This is a genomic window from Methylomonas sp. LL1 (assembly GCF_015711015.1).
In the GTDB taxonomy this organism is placed as follows: domain Bacteria; phylum Pseudomonadota; class Gammaproteobacteria; order Methylococcales; family Methylomonadaceae; genus Methylomonas.
This window is the reverse complement of the sequence record NZ_CP064653.1, coordinates 3,692,871-3,713,128: the sequence shown is the minus strand read 5'-3', so window position 1 is coordinate 3,713,128 and position 20,258 is coordinate 3,692,871. Positions and strand designations below refer to the sequence as shown.

The following is a 20,258-nucleotide window of genomic DNA, read 5'->3' as shown; positions in this document are numbered from 1 at the left end:
CCATGTTCGATCCCAAATCCATCGATAATATTGCCAACCGTATCAGCAATGCCATTCCACCCGGACTGCACCACTTCAAGGATGACATGGAAAAAAACGTACACGCCTTATTGCAAAGCGCCTTATCCAAACTGGATCTGGTCAGCCGCGAAGAGTTTGAAGTACAAAAAGCCGTGCTGGCTAAAACCCGCTCGCGACTGGAAGAGCTGGAAAAGCGCGTTGATCAGCTGGAAAAGCACTTAAAACCCGAATAAGTGCCAATGTCGCTGGCCGTTGTTTACAGCCGCGGTCGGTCTGGCATCGCTGCTCCGCAAGTGACGGTGGAGGTCCATGTCAGCAACGGCTTGCCGGCTCTCAATATCGTCGGCTTACCGGAAACCGCGGTCAAGGAAAGCAAGGATCGAGTGCGCGGCGCGATTATCAACTCCCATTTTGAATTTCCGTTTCAACGCATTACCATCAATCTAGCTCCGGCTGACTTACCCAAGGAAGGCGGGCGTTTCGACCTGGCCATTGCGTTGGGCATACTCGCCGCCTCGGGCCAAATTCCCAAAACCCATCTCGGCCAATACGAATGTATAGGTGAGTTGTCGTTGGGCGGCGAATTGCGGCCGATTGCCGGCGCGCTTCCGGTAGCGATTCACTGTCGCGACGCTCATAGGCAACTGATTCTACCTGTTGGCTGCATACCCGAAGCCAGTTTAATTCGTGACGCTCAACTGCTGCCAGCGCAAAATTTGCTTGATGTCTGCGCCCATCTAACCGGCCAAAAAATCATACCGTCACCGTCTACATCCATTGTCACCGAAAAAACGCATTTCAATGTCGACTTCTCCGATGTCCACGGACAGTTTCATGTGAAGCGCGCGATGGAAATTGCCGCCGCCGGGGCTCACAACTTGCTGATGCTTGGCCCTCCCGGCACCGGAAAATCCATGCTGGCGGCGCGCCTGCCCACAATTCTGCCGGAATTGAGCGAACAACAAGCCCAGGAAACCGCCGCGATAGCATCGATCAGCGACCATGGCCTGGATGCCGAAAAATGGAGGCAACCGCCTTTCCGGGCTCCGCACCATACCGCATCGGCCGCCGCTCTGGTTGGCGGCGGCAGCAACCCAAAACCCGGCGAGATTTCGTTGTCGCATAACGGCGCGTTATTTTTGGACGAACTACCCGAGTTTGATCGAAAAGTATTGGAAGTGCTGCGCGAACCCCTGGAAACCGGACATATCACCATTTCCCGAGCTAACCGACAATCCGATTTTCCAGCCCGCTTTCAACTGATTGCAGCCTTGTAATATCCTCAAAAAATGGTGAACTGACTGAACGAACGACTTTGTAGTTGTATTTTCATAAGGTTGAAATTATATCGATGAAAATTTCACTAAGTTGATGGATATATGCATGGAATTGCCAGTACTCACATCGGTAGAACCCAAAACAACTGAAACTTGAGACACCTGTTCCTTGACTCTAGAATTCTTAGAGTGCCCCCTCCTTACTCAAATTGCCAGATGGATTTAGGGCATGACAACCGTTATCGGTGAACCCAATTGAGTAAACAGATTTAATAGCGCCGTATGAATTCGAAGTTCGGCGACTTGGCAATTAAAGAGACGAGCTTTGACGCGTTCTTCCAAAAGTTTGAAGCGAACCATTTTGGTTTCTAACAGATTGCGGCGATGATGCCTACTTCATTTTTTTCCAAAACACTCTATCTAACGCTGGATGGCACGTAGCGTTTCATTTCTGACTTGAGCTCCTGGCATATTTATTTTAGGTGGATTACAGTGCAGACCGGAATGACAGCCTCAGCCCCCTGCTTCGCCAATAGCATTATGAATATTCCATTGGTGTCATATACTCAGTCGCCAGCAACTGAATCGATGCGTATGCGCGGGGTAGCAGAATGAGCAAATCAGGCAAAACCAGTGCATGACAAGATTCGAAGTGACTTCAATCATACGAATTTCCTATGTTTCGGCATTAATACCAAAGTGAACCTTGCGCTATTGCCGACGATACTCTGCATCATGCTTTTTGGTTCTCCACTTTTGCACTATGGGAATTCACCTACCCATAGCGTTTTTACCCCCGTTCTAGCGAATAATAAGTGAGATCCGTTCGGATTGGGACGATAAGAAATGGATACCTGCAAATTCAACTGGTGACGTCAAAGCTACGTGTAATTCGGCGTCGACCAATCAAGGCCGGACAACTTCAATAAACTAGCCACCATCGCGCTAGCCTGTCGAACGCCAGGCCGAAAAGATTATTGATCAGCAAACAAAACTGACTGGCCTCGTCGGAAAAACTTATCTGCTCGATATCGTTTACCGCTACCAAGCGCTAACCAATCAATTTGTTTGTCAATTCACGGCAATACAGAAACCATGTGGCTATGTAGTCTCGCCAGTACGTGGTCTTTAGATAGTGGTCTGTGCATTCCGTGTCGTGATCAGCTGCTTTACTTGTGTATCACAGCAAATTTATGAGCCAAAGACACTCTCACTAGCAAATCTACTATCAGGCACATCAATCAACGTATATATATTATCTACAAAATTAGCAATAAAAATTATTTAAATAAAAAAAGATTTTGTAGCCAAATGTTTATATAAACAAAAATATTATTAATTTAACTCAAGTTAAAAATAAGTAAACAATTAATGGCTATCCTTAGAAAAATGCAAGCCAATTAATTGTTAATTGTATCAATAAGTTGCGAATTGTATTGATGTTGTGTGATAGCACTTGAAATGAGGGGCTTAGAGTCAATAAATTACAAATTGAATAGAGCAAGGCAGGAGAAAACAAATATGACAGTGTGAAAAGATATAAATCTAACCATTCTTTTTTCCTTTTTTTTCAATGACTTGTAGATTTTTTGTCCTTGACAAGCGATCTCGCCAATCTTAGACTTTTCCACTAAGACGAAATGCTTCGTCGGTTGTTGGTGATGGCCAAAAGTGAGGGGGGGCTGATGAACACGTATAGAACTTCATTAGGAATGGAAAGTAGTTCTCCTACCTTAATGAACGTAAGCTTCACGATTGCTACACGGAAAAATTCGAAAAAGGGATTTCAAGAAATTACTATTTCATTATCTACAAATAAAAATAGTATTCTCATGGAAACTTTTAGTTTGTTAGAAAATACATTTAAAGCACAGACCCCAGGCTACACTGTTGCGCTAAACACTAAGAATGCAATTCACTTATTGCAAAGTTGTAATAAAGCAATAAGGATACTTTCAAAACCGGCGTGTGACATAAAAGGAGTTGAAATCAGGCAAGCAATATACGAGTTTGAAGACTTTTTAAATCATGCAGGCGCACCTCTGAGCAAGCAAAAGATTTATGTTTGCCTGATAAGACGTCACATAGCTAGTACAAAATTGAGATTATTCGATGGAAGATTAGCGAATGAAGAATTGAGGCCGAATAAGGAACATGCAATACGACCTAAAAAATATAGAAAGATAGGGACGGTACTAGGCAATATATCAACAATAGAGCACATTGATATTAAAGAGTTAGAACATCAAGCAAAAACAAAAATCAATTCAGAGTTACAATTGATAGAAAATGCCTGTAAAAATATCATAGATGATTATATAAAAGTAGTTAATGAGCATAAGGCGTTAAATGATTATGAGATTCACCCAGAAGTAAAGAAATATTACAATTCAAGGATAGTACTTAACGATCCTTGGAACAATAATTATTTCAATCAACCAAAAAATGCAACTGAACTAAGCTTATTAGCATTCATTATTCAGTCCGCTTCAAGTGAAATCCTAAATTCAAAAATAAAACTCCCAGGAATAGCGTTACTTCCCACCTTTCTTAAAGAAAGGCAACTGTGGCGAAACCCTGCTAGCTATTACAATTTTTTCTATGCGCAATATTTTTTACCTAACCACGTGTTAATTTCAATTGCAGTATTAATTTGCATGAAGACAGCATGGAATCCAGGTAGCGTTCACGCCATAATAAAAAGTGATATAGAGAAACTGAGTTCTACTCGGTACTCGCTGCAAAGTGTCAAAAACAAAACTGATGATAAAACTCCAATCTATGAAGTAAGAAAAGGTTCTGAGCCACTGTTGTTTAGAGCAATTGAACTTTTATTATGGCATCACAAGCAAGTAACTAATATTTACAACTTAACAGAGCCCAGATTGTTTATTGGAAATTTCAATACGGTTTTTGGAATATTTTTTCCTTTAACAAAAAATAACTTGCTAAATAACATAATAAAGCCATATAAGCTAAATAATTTTTCAGCGTCAGATTTACGAGTATCTCGAGCTGGAATAACTATGCTTATGTCAAAAAATATTGAAACAGTAAGAGTATTGCTCGGGCACAATAACATATCAATAACAGAAGGGTATTTAAATGACACTCTTTTCTTTAGGCTTAACGAAGCCAGAATATTAGAGTTCCAGCGAAGAATAGAAGCAACCATTTCATTCATTTCAGAAGGGGATTATTTGGTTAATTCCCGAAATTTGAATAAACGTCATATTGACACGAGTCTAATACCAGCAGAGATGGTTGGCGATGGAACTCGTTGTCATGATCCGTTCGATAGCCCAGACCCAAATACAAAAAAAGGTGAAAGATGTGAGGGTATGCACTGCCATGTTAATGGTGGTTGCAAAAACAATGTAATTCAGGTTTGTAAAATAGACGTTGAGTTGGCCCAAAAAACGCTCAGTTACTATCGATCACGTTGGTCATACTTGTATGAAAAAAATCCAAAGAATTTTATAGATATTCATATGCAAAAGATAATATTCGTTCACGTATTTCTGGCATATATCAAACAAAATCGTCCAGATTTTTTAAAAAAAGAAGCATGAAAGAAACAAGTCACAAAAAAAAGTCGATAAGCCATCATATTGATGACCGTCAGCTTAGATATAAGGTTAAATCTGCACTTCTGGAGTGGCGAGAAGACGAAAAAACATTAAGAGTTTTAAAGTCTGATAACACAGTAAATGACTATGATTTTCGCGAAATATTTTTCCCGCCATGCAAGGGCAATATAACACCAGTATCTATTGCTTCAAATGACTTATATATAAATACTTTGTTGTTTCAAATAGATATATCTATTGGTCGCTGCAAAGAAAAATCAAAAGATAAGTTAAAGGTCGTGGCAACTAGGATCTATATATATGTATCTGTGATGACATATTACAGAGAACGGGGAATATATAGACTTAATGAGATTCAGCAAAGAGATATTGAATGCCTAGCAAAAGAATTAGGAAAAAATCACACATATGTAATCTTTGGCTTCGAAAAGCGCTGGCAGAAGGCTCTTGCTGATCTTGATTTACACGAGACTGAAGCTCCAAAAAATGTAATATTTAACATAGATAAAAAGGGAAGAATTGAATCTTTGAATAAGAGATATTGGGAGAAAAGACTTGGTTATGGTGCTTGTTCATATTATAGTCATGAAACTAAACAAATTATAAATGAATATTGCCAAAAAAGAAGCTATGTGTTTGCTGCCAAATTCCAACAATGGCTTGAAAGAGATACCTCAAGATCGCAAGTATCAAGATCTAGTTTTTACAAAACCTTAATGAGTTTAAATCATTTATCTCAGAAAGAAGATGGCGTTGACCATCTTAACTATATTCCTTTCTTAAACGCCTTAAAATATTCTTACAAATACTGTAAAAACGGTGATGACAGAACGGATAATATTCCTCTATCGGATGCAGTATATATAATCAAACGCTCGTTAGAAATAGTGTTCGAATATGGGCCTGCTTTTGTCGAAATTCTAAAAAAAATAAGACAGGAAGAATTATTTGTAAAAATTGCAAATTCAAATGTTAGAAAAAATAAGTCTTTTAATGATTTGCTTTCAAAACAAATTATAGATTTTTTAAAAAATGATAAGCCTTTCGATATTTTAACTGAAAGAATGCAATTGCCACCTATCAGGTCTTGGGCCGACAGAACTGGAAAGATTACTGAAAGTGCTGCGATATCCCTCATGCATTTAATCGCAATAATACAAGGTGCATGTTGCATAGTCATATTATTTTTAAATGGGCGGCGCATAGGGGAAATAGCAGACAAAAGTACAGGTTTAAGAACAACTGATCTTTATAAAATTAATGAAGAACTGGGGATCTTTCTTTGCAATTTTTACATTGAAAAAACCTATCAAGATCGCCATCTATTCTATGTTAATCGTTCAACCGCTTGTGCTATTCAACTTTTGGTTGACATGAAAGTTGCTCTTTCTGATCTCATGATGAAGCCTAACAATGTTAATTTGTTTTCAATTTGTAATCCCGTGCCGTTAATGCGATCTATTAATTTGAATTTAAGGTATTTTAATTTTGGCGAGATCAATAGTGTATTGTCAATTTTTACTTTGACCAATTATTTGTATCCAGACGGTGCACCTGATCTTGCATCTCACATGGGGCGGCGATTTTTTGCGTTACTTTATCATTATCGCTATGACAATTCGGATCTGTTAAGTTTAAAACAGCATTTACGTCATTTTACTATTGTAATGACAAAAGTATACATTACAGATCCAGATTTTAGGGATGAAGCTAAAAATATTGCGGCAACTATCGGAAATAGAAAAGATGTAACATTGGTAGAAAAGAAACTCGTTGATAGTCTTGAATTAGAGTATAAGAAGTTAGAGGATGAGATCGAAGCAGTTGGTAAAGAAAGACTCACCGATGTTATTACACGTATTATTAGTGGAGATCAATCAGGGGGTGGATTCCCACGTTACATACGTAAATTATTTCGAAGGTTCGCTTCCGATATAAATTTTGTTAACTCACCAGCTGAAGTTCAAGGGCAAATTATTAGCGAGCGGTTGCAAGCTCAAGGATATAAGCCAAACTGTATGCCACACGGTCAGTGTAATGCGCCCACAAAAAGGAATGCCTTAAATGCTAGATGCAGGGATGAGGAAAATCAGACTAATACGCAGCGCGCTTGCGCAAGTTTATGTAGGGAGTGCCCATATCATTATAACAATAATGGTTTTCTGAAAAATCTTGAAGAAGATGCTGAACAATTAAAAGAAGACATGAATGATTTTATGCTTCCACCAATGCAGCAGGAGCGAGCACGAACTGATTATGAAAACTTAATTCAAATCATTGAATTAAATAAAATTAATATGGTTAAAAACAGTGACCTTATGAAGCTGGCAAGGATGGAGCTTTGTGAGTAATTCTAAAGAAAATGCCCTAAAGAATATTGAGATAAAAATTAATATTCTTAATTCTTGGTTAAAAGATGGAATTCCATTTCGATGCGACGAAAATGGGCATCACATCTTAGATGAAAAAGATAATAAGGTTTTAGATTTTTCACCTAAGACCGTTCGACAATTCTTGGGTTGGGACGGTAGCCAGAATTGTGCCTTCCTCAGAAAAAGTTTGCCTGCAATAAGATCGCTGAATAATTCAACGCTCGCCCAGTATAAAACTCACAGAGCTGAAGTTGAAAGCATTGTAAGAGCGCTCAAACAAAAAGCTGAACTTCAACTCCAACGCACTTCAGCTAGTGAAATAAAACGTTTCAAAGCTGCACAAAGTGAAATGGAAATAAATATTCGCAGTCTATCAGAACAAAATCTTATTTTACGTCGAAACTACGTTGAAAGCCAAAACAAATATCAGGCCTTGTTGCGAGAAACGGAAGGACATGAAAAAGAATTCTATAACAACTATCAGATCATGGAAGATGAGATTGAGCGCTTAAAATCTCAAATTAGCAGTCTTACTAAAACGATTGTAAAACTACAACCCTTGTCAGTTAAACACAATGGCAATTAGTAATCAAAACAAAGCCAAGCAGGCCGTTACTCGACTAAAGGAATGGATAGATAGTAAACCGGAAATTCCGATCCGTAATGGTCGATTGAACAAATCGGCTATATGCCAATTAATAAAGATACCTAAATCTACTCTCGGCACGAACAAAGAACTTAAAGCTGTACTTGATGCCCTTGAATCAAATATAACGTCTTATCAATTTCTTGACATACGTGGTGACAAAGAGCGTCAATTACAAAGCAGGATTAGTCAACTTGAAAACCAGTTGGAGTGTGCAAAATTAGAAATTGCTGAATTGAAAATAAAAATTTCAATAAATGAACATCTGATCGATACTGGAAGGTTCATTGATGTTTAATCATCCTGCATTTTCCTTAGAACAAGATGAAAACCGAACTATTGTCGGAATAGTTGAGTCGATAATATACGCTAATGATGCAATCAGTATATTAAAGCTTTCGCTTGGTGATGAATCCATAAAGGCCGTGATAACTCGGCTAATTACTCCTGATTTACCACGGTTAGGGGAAATATGGGAGTTGTTTGGCGCTGATGAAGTGCACCCTAAATATGGTGATCAATTTGTAGCTCAAGAATGCTTTCGTCAACATCCTGTTGGAAAACTAATCGTTAATTATATTCATTACCACACACCAGGAATTGGAGTCTTTAAAGCTAGACAACTTTGGACTAAATTCGGTCAAAATCTTTATTGGTTACTTGACAAGGGTGATATTGATCCATTAACAGACAAAAAGCTAGGCAAAATCCCTACGGATATAGCGTATCTGCTCATCGATAAATGGCATAAAAATAAAGTTGAGACAGAAGTGGTTCGTTTTTTTCAGAAAAACGGACTCACTACATCACTAGCTATATTCGCACTCCAGTTTTTTGGTGTAACTACTATCGAAAAGATAATTGATAATCCCTATCGATTGTTAGCTTTTACTAATTTTCCTCTTGTCGATAAACAGGCCATAACATTTTTTGGTGTTGCACTACATGATCCGCGACGTATGAGTGCCGCTGTTTCCGCCGCGATATATAAAGCTTACGATGCTGGTAATACAGCAATTTTAAAAAAAGATCTGATTCAATCAATAAGATCATTGACTCAATTTAGCAAACAAGATGCTCAACTGGTAATCGAACAAGCACTGTTAGATCGAACTATTGTCATTAGTGATGAATTTACGTATCAGGGCTTTGGGCATGCCTTAATGGAAAGATTCATAGCACAGAAGATTGCAAATCTTCTCAGCCATGTGATCACTGGGGAGCTGACGGGGACAATATATAAGTTTAAGCCTGAGCTACTCGCCCAATTTGAACAAATGAATAATATCACTTTAACCAATCAGCAAAAGCAAGCTGTCGAAACCGCAATAACACACAGATTCTCCATTATCGATGGGGGTAAGGGTGTAGGGAAGACAACCTGTTTGTCGGTGTTACATTATCTACTCAGTAACACTGCTAGTGTGTTTCAGGTAGCACTCTCACGAGACGCAGTAAAACGGATTTCTATGGCTACTCACAAAGAGGCGAGTTCTATTTCTTCGTTTCTATTCAGAATTTCAGAAGAACGTTTACCAGCGCATTCAAAGCTTGTTGTATACGATGCACATACCATCGATTTGCCGACAATGATAAGGCTCATGAGAGCCATACCTGATAGTGGAAGTATAGTTTTGCTTGGTGATTCTCGGCAATTACCACCAATTGGTCCAGGGTTAATTTTTCATGCATTATGTATGAGTCCAATTATCCCTACTATCACATTGACTCAACTTCACTGTTTTGATGCATCGTCTAGCATTCCAATCGTCGCTGATTCGATACGACTTGAAAGGATACCCTGTGTTTCCGACTTTGATAAAACTTGTCCTGAGGATAAGCAGGTTGGACTGTGTCATATATCTATACCATCTGAAGATATTGCTAAAATTACGGTTAGTTTTCGCCACTTTATTTTAAAGTGGGGAGATATACAGATAATAGCGCCCACAGTATCTCTATGTGATGATATTAATATTCGCATTCACGACAGTTATCGAAAAGACAATGTCGGCAATGTAAAAGCATTGGTGAAGTGTACTAAATCTATTGGTTTAGATGATGTGATAGTTTGCAAAGATAATCTTGATTACAAAGGGTTAAGTTCTGGCTCCTTAGGCAAAGTTATCCAGGTATTCGATTCACCTATAGCGCAATCACTTCCTAGTGGTGAAATCGAACTTTGTTATGCCTTAGCAGAATTTGATGGTCATATAGTTAAACTTAGTGCAGCAGACTTTAAGAAAATAAAACTTGGCTATTGTATACCGTGCAACAGTGCCCAGGGATCGGAATTCGATCGTGTCATTATAGCAATGCCTGCGTCAACAATTCTAGATAACTCGTGGGTATACACAGCCATTACGTGTGCAAAAATACAAGCCTTTATTATTGGAGATATCAAAGTTTTTTACGAGAATTGCACTACACCGCCTAAAGCTTTTAAACGATGCATAGGATTTTCTCAAACTCTTCGGGAGACTTTTAATGGCTAGCTCGCCAAAATTTCAAATAAGATTTATTAAGAGAGAGATCGATGGCAAGGTCTTTTATTCCTTTTTTGATAATAAAGGACAGGTTTTTTATCCGCCGACTGACTATCTTATTGATATGGCTGATCGTCAAGACGCTGCAAATGGTACTGTGGAAGATCGCGCATGTACCCTTAGAGTATTTTTTCAATATCTTTCAGACAAAAACATAGACTATTTAGAAGTCGACGATAATATAATCGAAGAATTTCGAGATAATTTACTTAACAAAGGTAATCGTAATCGTCATAGCACTACTAACAACCGTAAAATCAGCATTAATGTTTATCTAAGACAAATTTACAATTTTTATAAATGGGTTCAAGGACAAGAGCCTAGAAAGCGCATTTTAGGCGTTGGCGGGCATCAAATTACCAGTTCATTGCTTGCTAGTAAAACTGATCAACAACCGAGCCTTAATTATCCAAAATGTTTTCAAAGGGTTGGAGAGAACAGTAAACACACCGTTAACTTTGTACCATCGGATGACCAATATAACGAAATGTTTGATTTTTTTCTTCAGGCACGTCCGAATGTTGCCAGTAGAAATACACTAATGTTAATGACATTTCGAAAATCTGGTCTGCGTGTAGGCTCTGTTGCTAGTTTAACAGTTGACCAGTTCAACGAAGCTGAAATTAATAAATGTGTTGATGTTTTTCTTGTCCGTCCAAAAGTACAGAAATTTGGTTATAGTAAAGAGTTTGAGATCCCGTTAACTCTAGCAATTCAAATACTTAATTATATAAAAACGGACAGACAAGAAATTGTTAATAAATTTCAGGCGAAATCTAGTAATGTCTTTTTAAGTACAACAAAGGGGACTGCTCTTAAATCAAATCATATTAGTAATTTATTTTACAGTGCTGCAATCCAACTTGGTTGGGATAAAAAAGGTGTCGGGTTACATTGCTTGCGGCGATTATTTGCTTGTGAAACTATCGACGACGATATTGATTGCTCAATCGAACTGGGATTAGATACTTCTATTGAAGCAGTGGGGTTGAGAACTGCTCAGAAGCTAGGTCATAACTCAATATTATCTCAGCAAGCTTATATTCGTCATAATAAACGCCGGCGACAAGGATCGGCAACTCATCGGTTAAATGAAGAGTTACAAGCCGAAAAGGACAAAAATACTAGGCTATCTATTGAAAATGCAGAGTTACGTCGTATGCTTGAACAACGGAGTCGGTGAAATTCTAGTTACTTCTTAATGGATATTCATTGAATCGTTACTTTCTTTTTTGATTTGTTGCACATCGTGCATTTAAATGAGTTCCCCCACTCTCATCACTCATTCTGCCGACAATCCACTTGAAAAACTTCAAGGCTCTATTGAGCGAGTGACCTTCCATAGTGAAGCATCGGGGTTCTGCGTCCTGCGGGTCAAAGTTAAAGGACATCGTGATTTGATTACGGTCATCGGCTCAGCGGCATACCTATGGCGATGCAGCATTACATGCTTCTTGAGAGGAACTTGATTTATACGGGGGTAACCCGTGGAAAACAATTAGTTGTGGTCATCGCACAGCCCAAGGCGTTGGGTATGGCTGTCAAAAATCAAAGCTCGCAGCGTAGGATGACCAATTTGGCAGAGAGGCTTTGATTAGCTTAATCTTCTACCCTCTCCGCCATCACCGCTTTAAAAGCCCCTGATTTTTTCCACCAATCTATCAGAATTGGCCTTTAGATTGTCATGTGCCGCATCCAGCCAATCGGCTCTATAACGTATAGGGTCTTTAGGTTTAAGGTCTTCCAGCCGTTTTTCGCGCAAAAAATACGGCACACTGTTACCGCCATTGCTAGATGGATGACTGAGCGAACCTAGCATCTGTTCGGCACGAATATAACCCTGCTCAACACACCAGTTCAAAGCATCAGTTGGACAGACACCTAGCCCGATATACAACGCTTCTGGGTTCATTTCTTGAATGCTTGGAATGAAGCACTTTAAGAAGCAGTCTTTCAGCAAAGGGCTTTTCATCACTTCACCGAAACTGCCGTTAAACATAGCGTCTTGGCCTTTTTTCACTTCATAAGCAGCATGTGGCACCACCGATGTTGAATGCAATAAATGGGCTTGGCTGTTCCAAAGCTCATTGATGTCATGGATGCCAAGAATGCGGTCAAGCTTGAAGTGATTGAGCATTTTGACCAAGTTTTTGCGCATGTCGCCGCCGAAGGCTCCATTCTTTTTAATTTCAATCAGGGTATTGGTTTTGTCTTTACCCGTCCGCAATCGGCTTTGCGCGGTTTGATAAGCAATCTCTAGCTGTGTATTGCCTGGAGTGATACCGACAATCACCAGTCTGGCGTCTTTATTGACGTATTCAAAGGGGATGTAGCGAAGGGAGTATTTACCCTCTCTACCCAATTCAAAGGCCGGATTGCCAACGCCCTTAATACCATGACGTTCTAAGCGCTCTGCATACGCATCAAACATATCTCTATTCATTTCTTTTCTTGCGGTCTTGTTATGAGGGCCGAAAACGATAACACTGGAAATTAGGCTCAGTTGAATTATTTTTGTATCCCCAACGTGTCGTGACGCCACTGATCAGGATAGTTTCAAATCAAGTAAGCAGAGTTTTTATGGCTTGTTTCCACCATAACTTTCGACGTTTGAGCAAGAGCTGATCTAAGACGCGCCGAATTAATCATGGTGGTCACCAGTAGTGATGTGAATATTGCATTCACGTCTTGTTCTACAATGACTGATCCTAACTTAACAATGACACTGGCAACCGGATTCTGCAAAGATACTTGTTTAATTCAGAGTTTGCGGTATCCAAAGTTCTAAAGGCTTTTGCATGTGCGGACGGTATCAACTGACAGCAACACCTGAATCCATAGTCGATCATTTTCAGCTACAGCGGCCACCTCGTTTCCAATCCAGTTACAACATTGCTCCCGCTCAGAAAATTCTCACCATTGTTGAACTGGATGATCACTCACGAAAAGCCGTCAACCTGTTCTGGGGCTTGGTGCCGTCATGGGCAAAAGATGCCAAAAACAGTTCGCATTTGATCAATGCCCGAGTCGAGACAGTTCGGGAAAAGCCTTCGTTTCGGTCTGCATTTAAACATCGTCGCTGCTTGATATCTTTGTTCGATGCTGTCAATGCAGAACGCTCCGACCAGTTAATGTCGGCTTTGGACAAAATCAATCGTCGACATGGGAAAAATAGCGTTTGCTTTGGCAGCGAACTGGTTAGTGATCGGTGGCGAATGCGGCAACAGTTCAAATCAGCATCTTACACGACCAAATGGGATGAGTTGTTGACTATCTCGATCTAGTGCTGTGACCTCTCAAGAGCGGTCAGTCGAGGTTATCATCTCGATTACTAAAAACGGTCGTTAAATTTCAATCCATATTTGCTTATAGTTGAACAGAAGACGAATTACTTAAGCTAACGCTATAATAGATATTCCAGCCCGTGCTAAGTTTTGAATCAAATTCAATTGAAAACCTTTTGAGGAGTGAACAAATGCCTGGAACAGTCGATACAAAGATAATTGAATCATTTGGTCAAATTGCTGCACCTGCGGGAATTGCAATTGGTGTTTTTCTTATTGTGTTCCGTGAATTAATAAACAAGGTCATATCAAACAGGTTGCCACGCGATAAAGCACCAATGGCTGTTGTTGTTCTTGCGACTATGGCCTTTGGCGTAGCTATAGCAGGTATTTTAGCGTGGTCTTATGTTACGATTGGTTCTTCTACGACTAATGCATCAGATGCTTTTAATAACCAGCATCAAAATCCGCCCAGTATTACTAATAGTGGTGGAAGTATTATAGTTGGCAATAGCAATACAATTGATACTCTTAATACAGGAAATATAGGAATATCCATACAAGAATACGAAGCTGGGCTAAAACGCAGAGAAAGAGAAATACTAGAGGAACAAGGTCGATCAACTGCGTTTGATAAAGAAAAATCAGCTCAGCTTGACAAGGACTTGGAAGTTGTAAGAAATGAATTAAAAGACACCAAATCCTCGTATGCGTCACTCAAAGGAAAGTTGGAAAATATTTATAATGGATTAAATGATTTAAAGAAAAATATACCCGAAGATCAAATAAAAATGGCTAAAAGTGAATTAGCAAAAGGAGAGACAAAAGAGGCTAAAAGGATTTATGAAAGCGAATGGTCAAGGCATAAAATTAATTCTCCCGATAGCCCTAAAGCAGCCTCTAAACTTGAGAAAATAGATTATATAGATCGCATTTTTTCACCGAATATCAACAAATCAAAACCTGATTTTTCTCAGTCTAATGGCGCAGAAAGGCAATTTGTATTTCAGCAGAATTTTGTTTCTGATTCAAAAAAGACAGATGAAAAAATATCATCAGAAAAAAGTGAAAATACAAAAAAAGAGATTTATCTGGATGAAGAAAAAATATCAAAACTAGACCAGAGATCATTACATATTAATACAGCAAGAATCATTGGCAATATTGCCAAAATCAATATCGCGTACAATCAATATAATTTTTATTTAGCTATTTTTTTGAATAATGATTTTGAAAATCTATTGCTAAACGATCCATTGATGAATGGAGCTTTTCAGCAATACGTTGTTGAACTTGTTCAAAAAAGTTTGAATACATATCAAATCATTCATAATCAAACACAAGGTTTTGATTATGGTCGTTATAATTCTAGCCGTGTTTTTCTGCCAAATGGATTAGTGGCCAATTCTGATAATTTATACAATAATGATTACCTAATATCGCATATCGATGGATTAGCTAAAACATTAGCTGAAATCAGTCGCAGGTATAATAATGAAAACACGAGAATACAATATTTTTATTATCGCAATTTATCTAATTATATAGAATCTAGTTTCCCATTTTTGGGTAACAAAGAACAATCCGCTGAATCAGAACAACTACCAGATTCAGAGCATTAATATCTTATGTACTGGCGCGCTGAACTATTAAAAGAGTAATTATGCGAGAAAAGAGCGATTTTGCGAGGTGTTTGTGGATATATATATTTAGGATAAAACAAAATCACATAAAAAATCATACTGGCAAAACCAGATAAGCTCGTAAAGAAGTATTATATAAACTCAGTCTTTAGTGCTAGCGCCTCTAATAATATTGAACTATTCAATGCCTGCTTTAAATTGAACTGATTTTCAATTAGCTTGATACTGAGTGTCGCTTATGGGTCCACATCAGCTAATCGTCAATAACCTCAAAGCCGTTTGCAATTAGTGCTATCAGAAACTGTGTTGATCAAACTGGAAGCGCCCGTTTGTCTTTCGGTTCTCTAACTTCATATCTTATACTGACATTCAAATTATTACTGGAAGCGAGCATGCAAACTTCGGATCGTGTAGGTAAAATCATCACCCCCACTGTGGCTGACGATGAGCTTACCGGCTTCTTTTGTGATGCTTAGATGAGTTGCCGGCATGCCATTGTGTTCTGTACGCCAATCGCATGAGTCAATCAAAATTAAAACCAGTGCTGACCATGCTTTGCCAAAGCCGAGGTAAGCAACTTTGGAAACATCGAGTTCGACATATTCTTTATCGCTATAGTCTTTTGTGTGCTCTTTACATCGAGTAGTAAACCATCCAGTGTATTTGGTTTGAATCAAAGCTTGGCTGCCGCAAATTTCGCATAGCATGCTCGACAGAGATTGAGCTGAAGAAACGAGGCCATCGGTATATTTATCTCTCCCGCTGTAGTAAAAATGCAGCGAGCCGAACTGTTTTTTGACCTGACTGGCATACACCTCTGCGTTATGTTTTGAAAGCAGTTCGGATAAAACATCGATTACCGGAAACCATCCGTTTCCGCAGTCAAATCCCCAACACATCGCAGTCGATTTCGGATCACCGTGTCTGTCGCGGTAAAGGGTCGGGTACTTACGGCATAACTGATCATCCAGCTCACTTTTCATATGTCTTTGGGGCGCCCTGAATCTTGATCGATCCGATTGGCATAACCCACGATCAAGTCGACCATACCACGGGTGATTTCATTGCCTCGCGAATACTGGATATTCAATTGGCCTTTTTTATCAATATTGATAAAAAAGTATGCAGCCGGCATTCTATTATGTGCTGTGAACCAATCTGCTAATTCTTGCAATATTGCGGCCAGGCGTGACCAAGCCTTACCCATTTTCAAATTCGCAACATCTGAAAGATCAAGATCGCAATTATCAGTAGCTGAATTTTCAGACTTATGCTCATCGCATCGTGTCGCCAACCAGCCGTTCTCGTTATGATTTAGTACACCTAGTGCCCCACAAATCTCACAAACGTATTTCGATACTCTGTCAGCAGCCATCTCTACCCCGACAGAATAATCGCTGGTATCGCTGTTACAAAAAATCAAGCTGCCCAGTTTTTCCTTTATGTGGATAGCAAATACATCAGGATTATGTTTTGTCAGTAATTCAGAAATGACATCAATCAATGTGAACCAGCCATCTTCACATGAAAATCCCCGACTCATTAAGCTTTTATCCGAGCTAACAGTTCTGTAACGGAAAAATCCTGGATATTTACGGCATAATGCCGCATCTAATTCGCTATTCATAATATTTATGCTTAGAAATCTTAATGAATGGAAAAAAATTGATGTGTCACATCCACAATATCTCTCGCATTATTTGAAAGCATCCATTGCTCCCATACGGATTCAGTATTTTTATCGATGCCAGGCGGACCTTTCAGTTGATAAGCTCTGTTGTCCAATGTTTTTATGCGCATTGATTTTCTATCAAACTCAATGATTGGCAAAGATACTATAGCGCTTTTAGTTGAAATTAGACGACCAACAATATGCTTTGTTCGCTGAGTTTCATTTCCGTATATAAGTTCTTTAACGGACCAATACTCAACCACTTCTTCTTGATCATCTGCAACGCTGGTAACATTCAAAATCGGCATATAAAAATTATACTGATTTTCTGAAGTATGAGTATTTTGTGCTAGTAGTTTCTTCTCTACCGATACTACAAAATCTTCAGGGTGTATATCATACTTAGCCAATTGTTGATTGTTTTCACGAGCTTTTAGCGCTGCTCGCCCACAGGCGGTAATTAACTCACGCTGAATTAGTCGAGGCTCAAGTCCAGTCGTTCTAATTTTATTAATCACAGATTCTTGTAAGTCAGAACTGAATTGATCGCCCCATGGATGATTTTCTCTGATTCTTTTATAGATCGAATTAATTACCTTGATCATCTGGTCTGGCGTGGGCGAATTGACTTCGATAACTGCAAAGCGTGACAGAATTGGCGCTGAAATATGATTTAAATCATTAGCTGTAGCCACCCATACGATGTATGAACAGTCGATACTTATTTCCAATGCTTCATCAACAAAGCTTTTAGCTGTCTCTTTTTCAAGCAGCTGGTGAAGAGGGGCGGATGGATTATAGCGCGCGTCATGCGAAACTTTATCAAGCTCATCCAGTACGATCATTGTTGATGCACATTGTCCTTTTGCGAGTGTTTCTGCGATTTTACCTGGGCGCCCCTCAGACCAACCGGATGCCAACCCGCTCAAAACAAAGCTCGCGGTCATACCTGACATACTAATCACATCAAAGTGAGCACCAATTATTTTTGCGAGCTCATGGCAAAATACTGTTTTTCCAATTCCTGGTGGGCCACTAATTAACAGCGGACTAGCAGAAAAATAACCTTTCTCAACAATTAAGGATAATGAAAGCTGTTGCTTGTAGTATTCAACAACGTTTGTGAAATTCGGAAAACTTTCCGTTAATTCATCTAGCTCTCGAATTACATTTTCATTTAACTGAACTAATTCAAGATAACCAAAGGTATTCGACAAATAGCTTAAAATTCGCTTGTGATTTTGGTGTAAGTTATTTTTTGATGAGTTTTCACTCATTATATAATTCATCAAATTAACATCAAAGACCTGCACTGCTTCGGGTACTTTCTCGTAGACTACTTCCTCGACTCCGAGCCTTACTCGGTAATCATAATCTTGCGCCTTCTTTTTTAAAAAGAATCGAAATTTATTATCTTTCTTTCGTAAATACATAACACATATACACGTCTATTGTTAAATGGATGCATACCATTTGGCATGATTCTGACAATCGATTTTGGCTCGATGGGATCATAAAAAAATGCGCGTGTCTAGGGGGTATGCAAAAAATGGCTTATTTTATGTGGTAACATATATATACGATCACATGTGGCAGTCTAAATGCCCGTTTTAGTAGTTTTTGCAGGGACTTTTTGGGCACATGTTAGGTGTGAAAAATCGTACGAAACGGGGTTCATTGATAAGCGAGAAAACGCTGTGCCTTAAGTAGATTTGTAGATCAGGAAATTGCTTATGAGATTGAATTAATTTTTGATAACTAACTCGTGCGATAAATCAACGCGGCCGATTTTATTTCATGATGAGGTTAATTAAACGAATTACCACTAACCTGCCGATGCGGTGTTTTTAATGGAAATATTAAGAATATTAAAACAGGGTTTATGTTCTATTTTTTCTTGCGTTTGAATGTCGGAAGATGAAGTTTCTTAAAAAACGAAAAAACTTTCATAGAGGGTAAAAATTACAGATCAATAACGATCGGCGCATTAACAAGCTGATAATGAAAGTTGCATAAAGACGCATTAACAAAAATAGTGCCTTCACTCTCTTGTACACCATAGCTTTCATGAATGTGTCCGAAAACATGTACTGCCGGCCTTACACGCTTTAATGCATCAGACAAAGCTTTACACCCAACATGCTTCGCCCTATATGTCTCATCAAGAATGCCATACGGCGGGGTATGCGTAATCAAAACATCCGTGTCGTTTGGAATTTTTTGCCAAACAGCCTCAAGAGCAGGCCCCCTCGGCAGGTTGAAAGCCCAATTGAGGAACCAGGGCTGCCACGGCGAGCCCCAAAACCGTAGGCCGTAATAATCAAAGCTAGCGTCTTGCAGGTAAACTACGTTTTTTACAAGGTCTTTAGCATCAGGTCCGTTGGGATTAGCAAAAGGCCAATCGTGATTGCCCGCAACTAGTAATTTGAGCGGGTGAGGCAGGCTAGAAAGAAATTGGTCAAAAATCGCAAGCTCACTGACCTTCCCATATCCACACACGTCCCCCGCGATAATCAAAATGTCGCCATCGGGAACATGAAAACCAGTTGCACCGTGTATGTCTGAAATACAAACAAGCCGAATGCCGTATTTTTCAGAAGCTTGTCTTGGTTGACTAGTCAGAATGTTTTTGCCACTTGTGTGCATTGCTCTCTCTTGGTTAGAGAGGCATGAACATCACTGCTGTAGAGAATTTTTCAAAGAGAGAGAAAAACGCGATACCGCACCGAGGACATGCCCCAGTAAAACGGTTGTTTATATGGTCGTACTGACCAGGTTATGCGCACGCAGAGAAACATCAACATGTTCAATGCTTGTAGCCATGATGCCCCCCTTACGTTTGAGATGAATGATAAGCCGACGTTAAATTCTCCGTCGATTCGGTTAGGAATGCAAGCCTTGTGATTAGACGTATCGCTATCGGGAATGTAAAAACGGAAATTGTGAGGACTTCCTGGCGGCATATCGCGCATGTTAGTGTTTTTTTTCATGTGAAAACATTTAATAGGTTTCACACGTGATCACTAAATTTTATGAATTTCGGGCCTTTTGTGTGGAAACATCTGAATGAATTCACATGGATTATTTTTGAAGTTTTTTGCACTTTTTACTGAAAATACAACAAGTTGCCATCTCGTAAAAGATGCATCATAATCATAAAAATTACCCATTAGCACCGTCCCTCATCGCTCATTCACATCCCAAAAA

16 protein-coding genes and 1 pseudogene are annotated in these 20,258 nt (G+C 39.1%); 12 read left to right on the top strand and 5 right to left on the bottom strand.

Going from position 1 to position 20,258, the window contains the following annotated elements; genetic code table 11:
- Window positions 1-2 precede the first annotated feature (2 nt).
- The 10 genes and pseudogenes from ubiK (at window position 3) to IVG45_RS17230 (ending at window position 12,046) form a co-directional block, all read left to right on the top strand.
- Window positions 3-254, top strand: a complete 252-nt coding sequence (gene ubiK, locus IVG45_RS17270; protein ID WP_196435034.1) for a ubiquinone biosynthesis accessory factor UbiK — start codon at window positions 3-5, stop codon at window positions 252-254.
- A 6-nt stretch (window positions 255-260) separates the two neighbouring features.
- Window positions 261-1,295: pseudogene (locus tag IVG45_RS17265) on the top strand (YifB family Mg chelatase-like AAA ATPase); the annotation flags it as partial.
- A gap of 1,688 nt (window positions 1,296-2,983) precedes the next feature.
- On the top strand, window positions 2,984-4,870 hold the full coding sequence (locus IVG45_RS17260; protein WP_196435033.1) for a hypothetical protein: 1,887 nt from the start codon (window positions 2,984-2,986) through the stop codon (window positions 4,868-4,870).
- Window positions 4,867-7,239, top strand: a complete 2,373-nt coding sequence (locus IVG45_RS17255) for a hypothetical protein (RefSeq protein ID WP_196435032.1) — start codon at window positions 4,867-4,869, stop codon at window positions 7,237-7,239. The genes IVG45_RS17260 and IVG45_RS17255 overlap by 4 nt, the downstream gene beginning before the upstream one ends.
- Window positions 7,232-7,846, top strand: a complete 615-nt coding sequence (locus IVG45_RS17250; RefSeq protein ID WP_196435031.1) for a hypothetical protein — start codon at window positions 7,232-7,234, stop codon at window positions 7,844-7,846. The genes IVG45_RS17255 and IVG45_RS17250 overlap by 8 nt, the downstream gene beginning before the upstream one ends.
- Entirely contained in the window at window positions 7,836-8,204 is a 369-nt protein-coding gene (locus IVG45_RS17245; protein WP_196435030.1) for a hypothetical protein, read from the top strand. Before IVG45_RS17250 ends, IVG45_RS17245 begins: the two co-directional genes overlap by 11 nt.
- Window positions 8,197-10,401 carry an AAA family ATPase gene (locus tag IVG45_RS17240; protein WP_196435029.1) on the top strand — a complete coding sequence of 735 codons (2,205 nt, stop codon included), beginning with the start codon at window positions 8,197-8,199 and terminating at the stop codon, window positions 10,399-10,401. The genes IVG45_RS17245 and IVG45_RS17240 overlap by 8 nt, the downstream gene beginning before the upstream one ends.
- Window positions 10,394-11,635, top strand: a complete 1,242-nt coding sequence (locus IVG45_RS17235; protein WP_196435028.1) for a tyrosine-type recombinase/integrase — start codon at window positions 10,394-10,396, stop codon at window positions 11,633-11,635. The genes IVG45_RS17240 and IVG45_RS17235 overlap by 8 nt, the downstream gene beginning before the upstream one ends.
- 76 nt (window positions 11,636-11,711) lie before the next feature.
- A complete protein-coding gene (locus tag IVG45_RS23030; protein WP_442923333.1) occupies window positions 11,712-11,921 on the top strand; it encodes a YrrC family ATP-dependent DNA helicase in 210 nt (69 codons plus the stop codon).
- Window positions 11,882-12,046, top strand: a complete 165-nt coding sequence (locus IVG45_RS17230) for an ATP-binding domain-containing protein (protein ID WP_196435027.1) — start codon at window positions 11,882-11,884, stop codon at window positions 12,044-12,046. Before IVG45_RS23030 ends, IVG45_RS17230 begins: the two co-directional genes overlap by 40 nt.
- Window positions 12,047-12,082: 36 nt before the next feature.
- On the opposite strand, the gene IVG45_RS17225 is transcribed toward IVG45_RS17230, so the two are convergent.
- The gene (locus IVG45_RS17225) at window positions 12,083-12,895 is read right to left on the bottom strand and encodes a hypothetical protein (RefSeq protein WP_196435026.1); all 813 of its coding nucleotides are present in this window, start codon (window positions 12,893-12,895) and stop codon (window positions 12,083-12,085) included.
- Between the two features lie 355 nt (window positions 12,896-13,250).
- Here IVG45_RS17225 and IVG45_RS17220 point away from each other — a divergent pair, with 355 nt between their 5' ends.
- Entirely contained in the window at window positions 13,251-13,736 is a 486-nt protein-coding gene (locus IVG45_RS17220) for an SOS response-associated peptidase family protein (RefSeq protein ID WP_196435025.1), read from the top strand.
- Between the two features lie 191 nt (window positions 13,737-13,927).
- Window positions 13,928-15,358 carry a hypothetical protein gene (locus IVG45_RS17215; RefSeq protein WP_196435024.1) on the top strand — a complete coding sequence of 477 codons (1,431 nt, stop codon included), beginning with the start codon at window positions 13,928-13,930 and terminating at the stop codon, window positions 15,356-15,358.
- A gap of 398 nt (window positions 15,359-15,756) precedes the next feature.
- Here IVG45_RS17215 and IVG45_RS17210 read toward each other — a convergent pair whose 3' ends face one another.
- From IVG45_RS17210 to IVG45_RS17195, 4 genes are all read right to left on the bottom strand, one after another.
- Entirely contained in the window at window positions 15,757-16,362 is a 606-nt protein-coding gene (locus IVG45_RS17210; RefSeq protein ID WP_196435023.1) for a hypothetical protein, read from the bottom strand.
- Complete coding sequence (locus IVG45_RS17205; protein WP_196435022.1) at window positions 16,359-17,006, bottom strand: hypothetical protein; 648 nt, start codon at window positions 17,004-17,006, stop codon at window positions 16,359-16,361. Before IVG45_RS17205 ends, IVG45_RS17210 begins: the two co-directional genes overlap by 4 nt.
- A 20-nt stretch (window positions 17,007-17,026) precedes the next feature.
- Window positions 17,027-18,484: an AAA family ATPase gene (locus IVG45_RS17200; protein WP_196435021.1), complete on the bottom strand. Its 1,458-nt coding sequence runs from the start codon at window positions 18,482-18,484 to the stop codon at window positions 17,027-17,029.
- Window positions 18,485-19,013: 529 nt separating this feature from the next.
- Complete coding sequence (locus tag IVG45_RS17195; protein WP_196435020.1) at window positions 19,014-19,697, bottom strand: metallophosphatase domain-containing protein; 684 nt, start codon at window positions 19,695-19,697, stop codon at window positions 19,014-19,016.
- Between the last annotated feature and the right edge of the window lie 561 nt (window positions 19,698-20,258).

Excerpts from the sequence above, each read along its gene's own strand:
- ubiK (WP_196435034.1), top strand. The coding sequence starts at position 3 with ATGTTCGATCCCAAATCCATCGATAATATTGCCAACCGTATCAGCAAT.
- IVG45_RS17260 (WP_196435033.1), top strand. The coding sequence starts at position 2,984 with ATGAACACGTATAGAACTTCATTAGGAATGGAAAGTAGTTCTCCTACC.
- IVG45_RS17255 (WP_196435032.1), top strand. The coding sequence starts at position 4,867 with ATGAAAGAAACAAGTCACAAAAAAAAGTCGATAAGCCATCATATTGAT.
- IVG45_RS17245 (WP_196435030.1), top strand. The coding sequence starts at position 7,836 with ATGGCAATTAGTAATCAAAACAAAGCCAAGCAGGCCGTTACTCGACTA.
- IVG45_RS17240 (WP_196435029.1), top strand. The coding sequence starts at position 8,197 with ATGTTTAATCATCCTGCATTTTCCTTAGAACAAGATGAAAACCGAACT.
- IVG45_RS17235 (WP_196435028.1), top strand. The coding sequence starts at position 10,394 with ATGGCTAGCTCGCCAAAATTTCAAATAAGATTTATTAAGAGAGAGATC.
- IVG45_RS23030 (WP_442923333.1), top strand. The coding sequence starts at position 11,712 with ATGAGTTCCCCCACTCTCATCACTCATTCTGCCGACAATCCACTTGAA.
- IVG45_RS17230 (WP_196435027.1), top strand. The coding sequence starts at position 11,882 with ATGGCGATGCAGCATTACATGCTTCTTGAGAGGAACTTGATTTATACG.
- IVG45_RS17225 (WP_196435026.1), bottom strand. The coding sequence starts at position 12,895 with ATGAATAGAGATATGTTTGATGCGTATGCAGAGCGCTTAGAACGTCAT.
- IVG45_RS17220 (WP_196435025.1), top strand. The coding sequence starts at position 13,251 with ATGTGCGGACGGTATCAACTGACAGCAACACCTGAATCCATAGTCGAT.
- IVG45_RS17215 (WP_196435024.1), top strand. The coding sequence starts at position 13,928 with ATGCCTGGAACAGTCGATACAAAGATAATTGAATCATTTGGTCAAATT.
- IVG45_RS17210 (WP_196435023.1), bottom strand. The coding sequence starts at position 16,362 with ATGAAAAGTGAGCTGGATGATCAGTTATGCCGTAAGTACCCGACCCTT.
- IVG45_RS17205 (WP_196435022.1), bottom strand. The coding sequence starts at position 17,006 with ATGAATAGCGAATTAGATGCGGCATTATGCCGTAAATATCCAGGATTT.
- IVG45_RS17200 (WP_196435021.1), bottom strand. The coding sequence starts at position 18,484 with ATGTATTTACGAAAGAAAGATAATAAATTTCGATTCTTTTTAAAAAAG.
- IVG45_RS17195 (WP_196435020.1), bottom strand. The coding sequence starts at position 19,697 with ATGCACACAAGTGGCAAAAACATTCTGACTAGTCAACCAAGACAAGCT.